The sequence below is a fragment of the Mesorhizobium tianshanense genome, assembly GCF_007830515.1.
Lineage (GTDB): Bacteria > Pseudomonadota > Alphaproteobacteria > Rhizobiales > Rhizobiaceae > Mesorhizobium > Mesorhizobium tianshanense.
This window is the reverse complement of the sequence record NZ_VLKT01000003.1, coordinates 1-13,767: the sequence shown is the minus strand read 5'-3', so window position 1 is coordinate 13,767 and position 13,767 is coordinate 1. Positions and strand designations below refer to the sequence as shown.

At 63.5% G+C, this 13,767-nt stretch carries 15 protein-coding genes; 11 read left to right on the top strand and 4 right to left on the bottom strand.

The window, feature by feature from the left end; all coding sequences use genetic code 11:
• Window positions 1–60: 60 nt before the first annotated feature.
• Entirely contained in the window at window positions 61–1,158 is a 1,098-nt protein-coding gene (locus IQ26_RS02925; RefSeq protein WP_145713070.1) for a lactonase family protein, read from the bottom strand.
• A 191-nt stretch (window positions 1,159–1,349) separates the two neighbouring features.
• Here IQ26_RS02925 and IQ26_RS02920 point away from each other — a divergent pair, with 191 nt between their 5' ends.
• The 3 genes from IQ26_RS02920 to IQ26_RS02910 are packed head-to-tail and all read left to right on the top strand — an operon-like array spanning window position 1,350 to window position 4,243.
• The gene (locus IQ26_RS02920; RefSeq protein ID WP_145713067.1) at window positions 1,350–1,901 is read left to right on the top strand and encodes a MaoC family dehydratase; all 552 of its coding nucleotides are present in this window, start codon (window positions 1,350–1,352) and stop codon (window positions 1,899–1,901) included.
• A 3-nt stretch (window positions 1,902–1,904) separates the two neighbouring features.
• Window positions 1,905–3,065: a CaiB/BaiF CoA transferase family protein gene (locus IQ26_RS02915; RefSeq protein WP_145713064.1), complete on the top strand. Its 1,161-nt coding sequence runs from the start codon at window positions 1,905–1,907 to the stop codon at window positions 3,063–3,065.
• 20 nt (window positions 3,066–3,085) lie between these two features.
• Window positions 3,086–4,243, top strand: a complete 1,158-nt coding sequence (locus tag IQ26_RS02910) for an extracellular solute-binding protein (protein ID WP_208760097.1) — start codon at window positions 3,086–3,088, stop codon at window positions 4,241–4,243.
• On the opposite strand, the gene IQ26_RS02905 is transcribed toward IQ26_RS02910, so the two are convergent.
• Both IQ26_RS02905 and IQ26_RS02900 read right to left on the bottom strand, forming a co-directional pair.
• Window positions 4,229–5,065, bottom strand: coding sequence for an amidohydrolase family protein (locus tag IQ26_RS02905; RefSeq protein ID WP_145713058.1), 837 nt, complete (start codon window positions 5,063–5,065; stop codon window positions 4,229–4,231). The two genes, IQ26_RS02910 and IQ26_RS02905, sit on opposite strands and share 15 nt — an antisense overlap.
• Before the next feature lie 68 nt (window positions 5,066–5,133).
• Window positions 5,134–5,922: an IclR family transcriptional regulator gene (locus tag IQ26_RS02900; RefSeq protein WP_145713056.1), complete on the bottom strand. Its 789-nt coding sequence runs from the start codon at window positions 5,920–5,922 to the stop codon at window positions 5,134–5,136.
• 163 nt (window positions 5,923–6,085) lie between these two features.
• Between IQ26_RS02900 and IQ26_RS02895 the strand changes: the two genes are divergently transcribed.
• The 8 genes from IQ26_RS02895 (at window position 6,086) to IQ26_RS02860 (ending at window position 13,423) form a co-directional block, all read left to right on the top strand.
• Window positions 6,086–7,405, top strand: a complete 1,320-nt coding sequence (locus IQ26_RS02895) for a type 2 periplasmic-binding domain-containing protein (RefSeq protein ID WP_145713054.1) — start codon at window positions 6,086–6,088, stop codon at window positions 7,403–7,405.
• Window positions 7,406–7,551: 146 nt separating this feature from the next.
• Entirely contained in the window at window positions 7,552–8,448 is an 897-nt protein-coding gene (locus tag IQ26_RS02890; protein WP_145713052.1) for a carbohydrate ABC transporter permease, read from the top strand.
• A 2-nt stretch (window positions 8,449–8,450) separates the two neighbouring features.
• Window positions 8,451–9,317, top strand: a complete 867-nt coding sequence (locus IQ26_RS02885) for a carbohydrate ABC transporter permease (protein ID WP_145713049.1) — start codon at window positions 8,451–8,453, stop codon at window positions 9,315–9,317.
• 1 nt (window position 9,318) lies between these two features.
• The gene (locus tag IQ26_RS02880; RefSeq protein WP_145713045.1) at window positions 9,319–10,416 is read left to right on the top strand and encodes an ABC transporter ATP-binding protein; all 1,098 of its coding nucleotides are present in this window, start codon (window positions 9,319–9,321) and stop codon (window positions 10,414–10,416) included.
• Window positions 10,417–10,420: 4 nt separating this feature from the next.
• Window positions 10,421–11,533, top strand: coding sequence for a mandelate racemase/muconate lactonizing enzyme family protein (locus tag IQ26_RS02875; protein ID WP_145713042.1), 1,113 nt, complete (start codon window positions 10,421–10,423; stop codon window positions 11,531–11,533).
• A 10-nt stretch (window positions 11,534–11,543) separates the two neighbouring features.
• On the top strand, window positions 11,544–11,873 hold the full coding sequence (locus tag IQ26_RS02870) for an L-rhamnose mutarotase (protein WP_145713039.1): 330 nt from the start codon (window positions 11,544–11,546) through the stop codon (window positions 11,871–11,873).
• Window positions 11,866–12,942, top strand: a complete 1,077-nt coding sequence (locus tag IQ26_RS02865) for a Gfo/Idh/MocA family protein (protein WP_145713034.1) — start codon at window positions 11,866–11,868, stop codon at window positions 12,940–12,942. The genes IQ26_RS02870 and IQ26_RS02865 overlap by 8 nt, the downstream gene beginning before the upstream one ends.
• A 1-nt stretch (window position 12,943) precedes the next feature.
• A complete protein-coding gene (locus tag IQ26_RS02860; protein ID WP_145713028.1) occupies window positions 12,944–13,423 on the top strand; it encodes a MaoC/PaaZ C-terminal domain-containing protein in 480 nt (159 codons plus the stop codon).
• Window positions 13,424–13,505: 82 nt separating this feature from the next.
• Here IQ26_RS02860 and IQ26_RS02855 read toward each other — a convergent pair.
• Window positions 13,506–13,767, bottom strand: a 262-nt coding sequence (locus IQ26_RS02855; protein WP_276316400.1) for a group II intron maturase-specific domain-containing protein, incomplete at its 5' end; no start/stop codon positions are given.

Genomic DNA, 13,767 nt, shown 5'->3' with positions numbered 1-13,767 from the left:
TCCATTTGCGGCCGCAGCCCTTCGCTCCTGCTATTTCGGCCAACGCGCAACCGCAAGCGGTCAACGCACGATCTTCACGCACATCGGCGTGCCGACGTCGATAGACCGTCCGGTGTCGGTCAGCCGGCCCGTTGCAGCGTCGCGCGCGAAAATCGAGATGCGGTCGGCATTCTGGTTGGCCGAGAAGAGGTGACCGCCGGAGGGCGTCAGTGCCAGGTTGCGCGGCGTGGCGCCGCCGCACGGCGCATAGTCGACGAGCGCAAGCATGCCGGTTTGCTGGTCGACCGAAAACACCGCGACACTGTCGTGGCCGCGGTTGGAACCGTAAAGGAAGCGGCCGTCGGGCGAGATCTGGATGTCGGCGCAGTGATTGCCGTCGCGCGCCTCCGCCGGCACGGCCGGCTTCGCGTCGATGACGGTGAGCTTCCCTGACGTATCGTCGAGCGCAAGCGAGACGACCGTCGAATCCAGTTCGTTCATGACGAACACGAAGCGACCGCCCGGATGCAGCGCCACGTGGCGCGGGCCGGCGCCCGGCGCAAGCGCCGACTCGGCCAGTCCGGTCAGGCTGCCGTCAGGCCCGATGCGATACGAGACAAGCCGATCGATGCCGAGATCGGCGACGATCGCCACGCCGCCGGCAATCGTCTCGGTGACGCTGTGAGCATGGGGACGTTCCTGACGAGCTGCGTCGGGACCCGTTCCGGCATGGGCGACGCTCGACAGCGGCGCGGTCAGGCCGCCATCCTCACGCAGCCCATAGACGACGATCGAGCGATCGGGACCGCTTTCGCCCATGCCGTAATTGGCCACCAGCAGCTTCGTTCCGTCGCGCGTGATCGTATTGTGCGCCGTGATGCTGCCGAGGCTCGGCTGCATGTTGAAGTAGGAAAGCGCGGCGGTTTGCCTGTCGAAACGATAGGCCGAGACGACGCCCTCGCGCCAGGCGAACACTTCGGAGTTGGCATAGATGTGGGAGCCGTCCGGCGTCACCGAGAGGAAGGTCGGATTGTCGACTTCACCCGTCTCGGTCAGTTTCCTCGTCTCCAGCGTCTCTTCGTCGAAACTGTAGACGCCCAGCCCGACGCCGCGCGCGCCCTGAAAATAAGGCGCCTCACGGTTGAGGTTGCCGACGAAGACCAGACAGGCGTTCTGCATCAAATCCTCCCTTGTTCCGCCGGCTCTGGCCGCCGCGGATCGCAGCAAAATTTCGCCTGTTCACGCTTGCAACACAACCCCATATGTGAAAATAGTATTCACAAAAGAAGATTGACGGGAGGATCGATCATGCAGTTCGCTGGTCCGCGGCGCACCCGGACGGATGATCCTTGCTTCCAATGGATGTTGCCATGACAGGTTTCGCGCCGACCGTGGGCGTGGCTTCGACGCACCCCGCCAACATGCCGAAGGATCACGCCGATCTCCCCGTCTGGAACGCGGAGAACTGGTTCTACGAGGACTGGCCGGTCGGCCAGAAAATCCGCTCGCTGCGCAGGACCATGGCCGAGAGCGACAGCCACCTGTTCAACGCACTGGTGCTCGATATCCATCCTTACGTGCAGGACCAGATGTTCGCCGAAACGGAAGGCATCTTCGGCAAGCGTCTGGTCGCCGGCGCCTTCGTGTTCTCGGCCGGGCTTGGCCTCGTCGCCACCAATTGCGTCAACGCCTTTTCCTACGGCTACGACAAATTGCGCTTCATCAAGCCGGTGTTCATCGGCGACACGATCTATTCGATCCGCTCCAACCTCGACAAGAAACCCCGATACAAGGAGATGGGGCTGATCCGCGCCAGCTATGAAGTCTTCAAGGGTGAAGGAGAGCTTGTGCTCTATTGCGAGCACCTGCAGACGGTGAAGTACCGCAATCCGGCCGACTTCGCCGGCAAGACGGAGAGATAGGCGATGGCCGCCATTGCCGAACTGCCGCTGACCGGGCTCGTCGTCGTCGACATGAGCCAGTTCCTGTCCGGGCCCTACTGCTCGCTGCGGCTGCTCGACCTCGGCGCCCGCGTCATCAAGATCGAGCGGCCGGATGGCGGCGACCTGTCGCGCCGGCTCTATCTCAGCGATACCGAGATCGGCGGCGATTCCACCATCTTCCATGCCATCAATCGCGCCAAGGAAAGTCTCGCCATCGACCTCAAAGACGAGACGGATCTTGCGGCGCTGCGCGGCCTGCTGGCCAAGGCCGACGTGATGATCCAGAACTTCCGGCCCGGCGTCATCGAGCGCCTGGGCCTCGACTACGAGGCGGTGCGCAAGATCAATCCGCGTCTGGTCTATGCCTCGATCAGCGGCTATGGCGAGGAAGGTCCCTGGGTCAAGCGGCCCGGGCAGGATCTGCTGGCGCAAGCACGCTCCGGCGTCATGTGGCTGAACGGCGACGAGGACCAGGGGCCGGTGCCCTTCGGGCTGGCGATCGCCGACATGCTGGCGGGCTCCGCCGCCGCGCAAGGCATCCTTGCCGCGCTGGTGCGGCGCGGCGTGACCGGCAAGGGCAGCCATGTCGAAACCAGCTTGCTGGAAGCGCTGGTCGATTTTCAGTTCGAGGTGCTGACCACGCATCTCAATGACGGACGCCGCCTGCCGCGGCGATCAAGCTTCCGCAGCGCCCATGCTTATCTGTCGGCACCCTACGGCGTCTATCCGGCGAAGGACGGCTATCTGGCGATCGCCATGACGCCGATCCCGAAGCTTGCCGACCTCCTGGGGCTAGAACAGCTTGCGCCCTATCGCGACCAGCCGTCGACATGGTTCAGTGCCCGCGACGAGATCAAGGCGATCATCGCCCAGCGTATCGCGACGAAGACGGTCGACGAATGGCTGGCCATCCTCGAGCCTGCCGACATCTGGTGCGCCAAGGTGCTGACCTGGCCGGAAATGATGGCAAGCGAGGGCTTTCAGGTTCTCGACATGCTGCAGACGGTGACGCGCGAGGATGACGTCTCGATCCTCACCACACGCTCGCCGCTCCGGGTTAATGGTGTCCGCGCCAAGGTCGAGCGGGCCGCGCCGCGCATCGGCGAGCACAGCGCAAAAATCCGCAAGGAATTCGGGCTGTGAGCGACGTGATGCTCAAAGGCATGACCTGGAGCCATCCGCGCGGCTACGACCCGATGGTCGCCTGTTCGGCGCTGTGGGAGCAGCGGACCGGCATCACTATCGAATGGGACAAGCGCTCACTGCAGGATTTCGAATCCTTCCCGGTCGAGGAACTGGCCCGTGCCTATGATTTGATCGTCATCGATCATCCGCATGTCGGCCAGATCACCGCCGAGAACTGCCTGGCGCCGCTCGATGTCGCGGGCCGGGAAGCGGAACGCGCGGCGCTGGCTGCGGGCAGCGTCGGCCAATCCTATCCGAGCTACACATGGCAAGGCAGGCAGTGGGCGTTTCCGATCGACACAGCGAGCCAGGTGCAGGCGTGGCGGCCTGATATGCTTTCTGCCGCGCCGGCGAACTGGTCCGACGTGCTCGATCTGGCGCGGCGAGGCCGCGTGCTACTGCCGCTCAGGCCGCCGCATTCGCTGATGATGTTCTACACGCTTGCCGGCAATCTCGGCCGGCCCGCCGTCGAAGAGCCTGGCGACCACGTAAACCCTGAGATGGGCAGCCGCGTGTTCGAGATGATGCGCGAGATCGCGGCTCTCGTCGATCCGGCCTGCCTCGGCATGGACCCGATCGACGTGCTGGAGGAAATGGCCAGGTCCGGCTCGCGGATCGCCTGCGCGCCGCTGATCTATGGCTATGTCTCGTATTCCATTGCCGGATTCCGGACCAACCGCCTTGCCTTCACGGATATTCCGGTCGCCGGCAATGCCGGTCCGGTCGGCTCGGCGCTCGGCGGAACCGGCATTGCCGTTTCGGCCTTTTCGAAGGCCAGGCAGGCGGCCATCGACTTTGCCTATTGGATCGCCGGCGGCGAGGTGCAGCGCGGCCCCTATGCCTCGGCCGGCGGCCAGCCCGGCCACGCCGCAGCTTGGGGCGATGCCGCCGTCAACGCGGCCGCCGGCAATTTCTACAAGGACACGCGCGCCACGCTCGAAGGCGCCTGGGTCAGGCCACGGCACGATGGCTACATGGCCTTCCAACAGGCCGCGTCCGATCGCATCGATCTCGGCCTGGCCGAAAAGCACGATGCCGGTCGCGTCGTTGCCGATCTCAATCGCCTGTTTCTGGAGAGTCTCCCGACGCGGGTGGCCGGCGCTGCCGGCGGAGGAGCGGCGTCAGAAATTCCATAGCCGCTTGGCATTGGCCGACAGCAGCCTTGTCCGTTCGTCGGCACTTACGCCTTCAAGCAGCGTATGTGTGGCCGCCACCCAGGTCGCCAGCCCGCCGCCAAGCGTGCAGACCGGCCAGTCGCTGCCCCAGACGACGCGGTCCCAACCGAAACAGCCGATCGTGTGTTCGACGTAGGGGCGCAGGGTGTCGACGGTCCAGGAGCCGGCGTCCGCATAGGCGACCACGCCGGAAATCTTGGCCGTGACGTTCGGACGCCGCGCGATCTCCGCCATGTGCTCGCGCCAGGGATGCTCACTGCCGCCCTTGATGTCGGGCACGCCGCAATGGTCGAGGACGAACTGCACGTCCGGTGAGAGATCGGCGAGTGCGATCGCCTTGGGGATCTGATGCGGCAGAACGACGAGATCGAAGGTCAGGCCGGTGCCGGCAAGCCGCTTGATGTTTTCGCGAAACAGCGCGCCTTCCGAAAGCTCGTCCGGCATGACGTGAAGCACACGGCGAAACCCTTTTACGAAAGGATCGGCGCGCTGCGCCTCCAGATAGGCGGCAAAGCTCGGCTCTTCCGGACGGCAAGAGGCGATGGCGCCGCGCAGCAAACTGTCTTTCCGGTGCGACAGCGCCTTTACATGCCCGGTTTCGGCCTCGATGTCGGCCGGATCGACATCGACCTCCATGTGAAACGCGCCCTCTATGCCGACGCGGCGCGCCTGGACTGCATAGTCGTCGTGGGAAAAATCGCGGTTGAGCGCCGGCACGCCGGAGAGCCAGGGATAGCGCAGCGCTGAAAGGTCGATCAGGTGCAGATGGGTATCGAAGATCATGACGGCGCGTTCCTCCACCGGCGTTACAAAATCATCTCACGGAGAAATTCTTTATTCAAATAAGAATTCTACTTTGACTGACTGACCGCCGATCCCGCCAGTTGCGAAAGCTTTTCGGTCGCTGCCAGCAACAGTTCTATCGTCTTGGTGATATCGGGCGCCTTGGGTGCGTTTACCAGGGTTATGTAGGGGATCGACAGCGCGGCGATCGCCTTGCCGTCCGACCCCAGGACAGGTGTCGAAAGGTTGAACACGCCTGCCGTCTGCATCGATGCCATCATCTCGTAGCCGCGTTCACGAATCTGGTCGAGGCGGGCAAAGAACTCCGGCGATTGAGGTGGCTTGTCGGTGCTGCGCAGATGCTCGGAGATCATCATCTGCCGCTCTTCCGGCGAGCGGAAAGCCAGCAGCACATGCCCCGAGCCGGTGTCGAATAGGCTGATATGCGAGCCGACGCGAATCGAGATGCCCCAGTAGTCGGGAGCCTCCTGTTGCGCGATCACCACGGCGGAACCGCGGTCGAGGACGACAAGCTGATTCGCCTGCTGCGAGGTTTCAGCAAGCTCCCGCATCAGCGGCGTCGCATAGGAAACCAGCCGCCGCACCGGCGCGTGCAGTTGCGCCAGGCCAAACAGCTTGAGCGTCAGCGAATAACGGTCGCCGTCGGGCCGCGTGACGTAGCCGCGCCGCACCAGCCGGTCCAGCATGCGGTAGAATTCATTGGGGCTGCGGTCGAGCTTCTTGGCGATTTCCGCCTGCGTCAGGCCGCCATCGACGCCGGCCAGAAGCTCGAGGATGTCGAGCCCCTTGTCCAGCGCCGGGGCACGATAACGGTCATCGTCCTCGTCCTCCGCCATAGTCACTCCCCAGCGAATTTCTGCTTTCATATACGCACAATGATCCGCATCGGAAAGAACATTCAAGCTTGACGGATGCATAAATGTTTTGTTTGTATATGAATGAAGCGCTGCAAATCGGAGCGATACGAGTTCGCCGACGCAGGCCTTTGGGAGGAATCAAATGACCAGACTGTTTTACGGCCTATCGGCCGGCGTGGCGCTGCTTGCACTTGGCACGGGCGCTGCTTTTTCTGCCGAACTGCCAGGCAAGTTCGACGGCGTCGCCATCGACGCCAAGCTGATCGGCGGCCAGCAATATGAAGGGCTCTACGCGCGCATCGGCGAATGGGAAAAGCTGACCGGCGCCAAGGTCAACGTGATCTCGAAGAAGAACCACTTCGAGCTCGACAAGGAAATCAAGTCGGACATCGCGTCCGGCAGCATCAACTGGTGCGTCGGCTCGAACCACTCGTCCTTCGCGCCGCAATATCCTGATATCTACACCGATCTCAACGCGCTGCTGCCCAAGGAGGAGATCGACGCTTTCGTGCCGTCGACGATCAAGGCCTCGACGCTCGACGAAAAGCTGGTGATGCTGCCGCGCGCGCAGTTCGACGTCTCGGCGCTCTACTACCAGAAGAGCCTCTATCAGGACGAGGCCAAGAAGGCCGCCTACAAGGCCAAGTACGGCACGGAGCTGGTGCCGCCCGACACCTGGGACGAGGTCGCCCAGCAGGCGGAATTCTTCGCCAGCCCGCCGGATTTCTACGGCACCCAGTTCGCAGGCAAGGAAGAGGCGATCAACGGCCGCTTCTACGAAATGCTCATTGCCGACGGCGGCGAGTATCTCGACAAGGACGGCAAGCCCGCCTTCAACTCGGAGGCCGGCGTGCACGCGCTCGACTGGTTCGTCAATCTCTACAAGGTCAAGGCAGTGCCGGCCGGCACCACCAACTATCTCTGGGACGATCTCGGCCAGGGCTTTGCCTCGGGCACGGTCGCCATCAACCTCGACTGGCCGGGCTGGGCAGGGTTCTTCAACGATCCGAAGTCGTCGAAGGTCGCCGGCAATGTCGGGGTGAAGGTGGCGCCGAAGGGCTCGGCCGGCATTCGCACCGGCTGGTCGGGACATCATGGGTTTTCGGTCACCGAAAACTGCGCCAGCAAGGAAGCAGCCGCGTCGCTGGCCTGGTTCCTGACCAACGAGGACAGCCAGAAGCTTGAAGCCGCAGGCGGACCGCTGCCGACCCGCACGGCCGTTTGGGACTGGGATATCCAGCAGGCGGCCGGCGATCCTTACAAGGCGGAAGTGCTTGCGGCTTTCCAGGAAGAGGCAAAGCACGCTTTCGCCGTGCCGCAGACGCCCGAATGGATCGAAATATCCAACGCCGTCTATCCCGAATTGCAGGCCGCCATCCTCGGCGACAAGACGTCCAAGCAGGCGCTGGACGACGCTGCCGCCAAGGCGACCCAAATCCTCGAGGACGCCGGCAAGCTTTGACATCCTCCCGGCGGGGGCGCCGCGCTTATCGAACAGCGGCGTCCCCGAACCGTTTCCAGACCGACCATGCGCAATACGCCTTGTCTTGATCACCGTTCGCCGATCGCGGCCTTCGGCATCCGGGCACCAACCAGAACCGGATCGATATGAAAGGCTGGAGACCCTCGCCGCCATTGCTGCTTCTGCTGCCGGCGGTCATCGTGCTGGCGGCGGTGGTGGTCTTGCCGCTGCTGCTTTCGCTCTATTCCAGCTTCACGCCGTTCCGGTTGACCAAGCCGGAGACACTCTGGGTCTTCATCGGCGCGCGCAACTACGTCAACCTCCTGACCAACGGGGATTTCTGGATCGCCTTCGCCCGCACCGTGGTGCTGCTGACGGTGGCGCTCAATCTGGAAATGCTGATCGGGCTCGGGCTGGCGCTGCTGGTGGAGAAAGCGTCGCGCGGACAGCGGATCTTGCGCACCATCATGATGTTCCCGATGATGTTTTCGCCGATCCTCGTCGGCTTCCAGTTCAAATTCATGTTCAACGACAATATCGGCCTGGTGAACAACGCCTTGCAAGCGCTCGGCCTGACCGACCGCGCCATCCCGTGGCTGATCGACGGCAATCTCGCCTTCATCGCCATCCTCACCGCCGAAATCTGGTCATCGACCTCGGTATTCGCGATCCTGATCCTGGCCGGGTTGCTGGCCATGCCGCGTGAGCCGGTCGAGGCGGCGCGCGTCGACGGCTGCACGCCGTGGCAGACATTCCGCTATGTCACCTGGCCGTTCATCATGCCGTTTGCCTTCATCGCCATGACCATCCGCTCGCTCGACGTCGCGCGCGCCTATGACATCGTCAAGATCATGACTGACGGCGGTCCCGCTGGCCGCACCGAGCTTGTCTGGACGCTCGTCGCTCGCACCGCCTACAGCGACGCCAGGATGGGCCTGGCCAACGCCATGGCCTATTTCTCGATCCTGCTGTCGATCCTGTTCACCGTCTATTTCTATCGCAAGCTCGCCGCGGCGCGCACGCAGATCGCGGCGGAGTGGTGAGGATGGACCAGAACAGTCTGCATCGCGCCCGCAACAGGGCGCTCGGCATCGCCCACGGCGTCGGATTGTTCCTGGCCATGCTGGTCATCTGCCTGCCCGGCATCTGGATCGTGCTGTCGTCGCTGCGGCCGACCGTCGAGATCATGGCCAAGCCGCCGGTGTGGATCCCGCGGGAGCTTTCGCTCGACGCCTACGTCGCCATGTTCAGCGGCATCGGCAAGGGCGGCATTCCGGTGCTCGACTATTTCCGCAATTCGCTGATCATCTCGGTGACCTCGACCGTGATCGCCATCGTCATCGGCATGGCCGGCGGCTATGCCTTTGCCCGCTATCGCTTCCGCGCCAAGTCGGCGATGTTCCTCGGCCTGATGCTGACGCGCACGGTGCCCGGCATCGCGCTGTCGCTGCCGCTGTTCTTCGTCTTTGCGCGGCTCGGCATCATCGACACGCATTTCGGGCTGATCCTCGTCTATGTCGCGCTCAACGTACCTTTCACCATCTGGCTGATCGACGGCTTTTTCCGCCAGGTTCCGAAAGACCTCGCCGAGGCGGCGCAGATCGACGGTTGCACGCGCTGGCAGGCTTTCTGGCAGGTCGAGTTCCCGCTCGCCGGGCCCGGCATCGCCTCGGCCGGCATCTTTGCCTTCCTCACCTCGTGGAACGAGTTCGCGCTGGCCTCGCAGCTGACGCGCTCGATCAACTCCAAGACGCTGCCGGTCGGCCTGCTCGACTATACGGCCGAATTCACCATCGACTGGCGCGGCATGTGCGCGCTGGCCGTGGTCATGATCATACCGGCGCTCACGCTTACCTTCATCGTCCAGAAACACCTCGTCGGCGGCCTTACCTCCGGCGCGGTGAAAGGCTGACATGGCAACCGTATCCCTGAAGAAACTCACCAAAAGCTATGGCCCCGTCGCGGTCGTGCAAGGGATCGACCTCGAGGTCGCCGACCGCGAGTTCATCGCGCTGGTCGGGCCGTCCGGCTGCGGCAAGTCGACCACCTTGCGCATGATCGCCGGCCTCGAGGACATCAGCGACGGCCTCATCGAGATCGGCGGCCGCAAGGTCAACGACCTGCCGCCGCGCTCGCGCAACATCTCGATGGTGTTCCAGTCCTATGCGCTCTACCCGCATATGACGGTGCGCGAGAACCTCGGCTTCTCGTTGAAGATCGCCGGGGCCGAGAAAGAGGAAATGGACCGCCGCGTCGCCGAGGCATCGAGCATTCTCGGCCTCGACCAGTTGCTCGACCGCCGGCCGTCGCAGCTGTCGGGCGGACAGCGCCAGCGCGTCGCCATGGGCCGCGCCATCGTGCGCGATCCCGATGTCTTCCTGTTCGACGAGCCGCTTTCCAACCTCGATGCGAAGCTTCGGACGCAGATGCGCACCGAGATCAAGAAGCTGCACGCCAAGGTCCAGTCGACGGTGATCTACGTCACCCATGACCAGGTCGAGGCGATGACGCTCGCCGACCGCATCGTCATCATGCGCGACGGCTTCATCGAGCAGGTCGGCACGCCCGACGAAGTCTTCCGCCGGCCGCAGACGCGCTTCGTGGCGGGCTTCATCGGCTCGCCGCCGATGAACCTGCATGAGGCGGCCGTCGATGACGGACAGCTGCTGTTCCAAAGCGGCGAGAGATTGCCTTTGCCCAGCCAGTTCAAGGCGAATGTCGCGACCGGCGACAAGGTGGTGTTCGGTCTCAGGCCCGACGATATCTATCCGACGGGTCACGGCATCAGCTCCGGCGAAGACGCCGATGTGCACCAGATGGAATTGCCGGTGACGGTCACCGAACCGCTCGGCAACGAGACGCTGGTGTTCGCCGAATTCAACGGCAGCGACTGGGTATCGCGTATGCTCAATCCAAAGCCGCTCAAGGCCGGCGACCGGGTGAAAATGAGCCTGGACCTGTCGCAGGCCCATCTGTTTTCTGCTGAAACGGGCAAGACATTGCGAGGTTAGCGTCATGGCAAGGATTGAAAAAGTCGAACTGCGCATGGTCGACCTGGTGCCGAAGGTCAAGCGCACCGATGCGATCCAGAGTTTTGTGTCGCAGGAAACGCCGATCGTCACCATCACCGACGCCGACGGCGCGGTCGGCACCGGCTACAGCTACACGATCGGCACCGGCGGCTCGTCGGTGATGCGGCTGTTGGCCGATCATCTCGCGCCGCGGCTGATCGGCCGCGACGCCGACATGATCGAGGCGATCTGGCACGAGCTCGAATTCGCCACCCACGCCACGACGATCGGCGCGATCACGGCGATCGCGCTGGCGGCCATCGATACCGCGCTGTGGGATCTGCGGGCAAAGAAGCAGGGCCTGCCGCTGTGGAAGCTGGCCGGCGGCGCCAAGGACCGCTGCCCGCTCTACACGACCGAAGGCGGCTGGCTGCATATCGAGACCGAGGCGCTGGTCGAGGATGCGCTGGCCGCCAAGGCCAAGGGTTTTCGCGGCTCGAAGGTCAAGATCGGCAAGCCGCACGGCTCCGAGGATCTCGCCCGGCTGACGGCGGTGCGCCAGGCGGTCGGCTCATCCTACGAGATCATGACCGACTGCAACCAGGGCTTTTCGGTCGACGAGGCGATCCGCCGGGCGGAGCGGCTGCGCGAGCTCGACCTCGCCTGGATCGAAGAACCGCTGCCGGCCGACGACATTGATGGCCATGTGCGGCTGTCGAATGCGACGTCGACGCCGATCGCCATCGGCGAGTCGCTCTATTCGATCCGGCATTTCCGCGAATATATGCAAAAGGGCGGCTGCTCGATCGTGCAGGTCGATGTCGGCCGCATCGGCGGCATCACGCCCTGGCTGAAGGTCGCGCATGCGGCCGAGGCGTTCGACATACTGGTCTGCCCGCATTTCCTGATGGAACTGCATGTCAGCCTGACCTGCGCGGTTCAGAACGGCAGATATGTCGAGTATATTCCCCAGCTCGACGATCTGACCGGCAAGAAAATGCGCATCGAGGACGGGCATGCGCTGGCGCCGGACGAACCCGGCATCGGCATCGACTGGGATTGGGATGCGGTCAAGGCGAAGAGCATCGCGGAGTTCACCACAGAGATAACGAAATAGGGAGGCGGACATGCAGCGGATGGGAATGGTGCTCGGCCTCAAGCCGGAAAAGGTCGCCGAGTATGTGCGGCTTCACGCTGCCGTCTGGCCTGATGTGCTTGCCATGATCTCCGCCTGCAACATCAAGAACTATTCGATCTATCTCAAGGAGCCGGAGCACCTTTTGTTCAGCACGTTCGAGTACCACGGCACCGACTATGCCGCCGACATGGCCAAGATGGCCGCCGATCCCAAAACGCAGGAATGGTGGGCGCTCTGCATGCCTTGCCAGGAGCCGTTGCCGACCCGTAAGGAGGGCGAGTGGTGGGCGTCGATGGACGAAGTCTTCCATCATGACTGATGGCGTTTTCGATCCCGCCTCGCTCTCTCAAGCCTGGGCGCAGCCGTCGAAACCCAGGCCGATCGTGATTTTCGGCGCAGGCTCCATCGTCAGCGACGCGCATTTCCCCGCCTATGCGAAAGCCAGCTTTCCGGTCGCCGGGCTTTTCGATCCCGATCATGACAAGGCGCAAAGACTGGCGGCAAAATGGGGCGTCACCGCTTACCGATCGGTCGAGGAAGCCGCGTCAATCGAGGACGTCATCTTCGATCTGGCGACGCCGCCGGCCCATCATGCCGGCGTGCTCAGGGCGCTGCCCGACAATGCCGTGGCGCTGATTCAGAAGCCGATGGGCAGCGACCTCACCGAGGCGACCGATATCCTCGCAATCTGCCGTACCAAAAACCTGAAGGCGGCAGTGAATTTCCAGCTCCGTTTCGCGCCGATGATGCTGGCGCTGAAGGATGCGATCGCCAAGGGCTGGCTGGGCGAGGTGGTCGATTTCGACGCGTGGCTGGCGCTGGCGACACCGTGGCAGCTGTGGGCGTTTCTCATGAAGGCGCCGCGCGTCGAGATCGCCATGCATTCGATCCATTATCTCGACCTGATCCGGCAGTTGCTTGGCGATCCGCATGGCGTTCACGCCAAGACGCTCGGCCATCCCAACCATAACGTTGCGCAGACTCGCACCAGTGCCATCCTCGACTATGGCGACACGGTGCGCTGCGCGCTGTCGATCAACCACGATCACAAATTCGGCCGAAAACACCAGGCCTGCGAGTTCCGCATCTGCGGCACCGAGGGCGCCGCCTATCTCAAACTGGGGCTCAATCTCGACTATCCGCGCGGCGAGCCTGATATTCTAGAAATCCATCCGAAGGGCGGCTCCGACTGGGTTACGGTGCCACTCGTCGGCGAATGGTTTCCGGACGCCTTCGTCGGCCGTATGGCCAATGTCCAGCGCTATGCATCAGGCGAAGACACCGAACTTGTCAGTTCCGTCGAGGACGCCTGGAACACCATGGCGCTGGTCGAAGCCGCCTACCGATCGAGCGCGGCGCCAGCGACGCCGATCGCGGCGAGGCCCTGACATGGAGCAGACCGTCTATTTCGAGGACTACCAGATCGGCTCGTCGCGCACGACCAGCGGGCGCACCATCACCGAGACCGACTTCGTCGTGCATGCCGGCCACACCGGTGATTTCTTTCCCCATCACATGGACGCCGAGTTCATGAAGACGACGCCGTTCGGCCAGCGCATAGCCCATGGCACGCTGGTGTTTTCGGTCGGCGTCGGGCTGACGGCGAGCATCATCAACCCGGTCGCCTTCTCCTATGGCTACGACAGGCTGCGCTTCATCAAGCCGGTGTTCATCGGCGATACGATCAAGACCCGCACCACCATCTCGGCCAAGGAAGACGACCCGAAGCGGCCGGATTGCGGCCGCGTCATCGAGCGCTGCGAGGTGATCAACCAGCATGGCGATGTGGTGCTGGCGGCCGACCACATCTACATCGTCGAGCGCCGCGACAAGCCGGGCGGCGCTTCGACCGATGGCGCCAAAACCTGAAAATCGGGATAGGGGGGAACCTTGCGGTTCCTCCCCTCCCACACCACCCTGCGTACGGGCCCGTACAAGGCGGTTCGGTTGGTTATGCGGCATTGGCAGGGGCGAGGAAAGCGAGGCCGATGCTTGCGAGGAAAGCGTTCGGCAGGGCAATGGCGAGCGCTGGGCTGTTGCTGATGCGCCAGGGACCATGCGCGCTGCCGGCGGTTTGTGCCGCCAGCTCGTGCCCGACGCCCCGGCGACGCAGCTCCGCAAAGCGGGTGCGCCCGCGCTTCCATTGCTTCCATGCAATGGATCGAAGCCTTCGCCTGATCCACTGGTCGAGGCTGCGCAACACCGACGGGGTT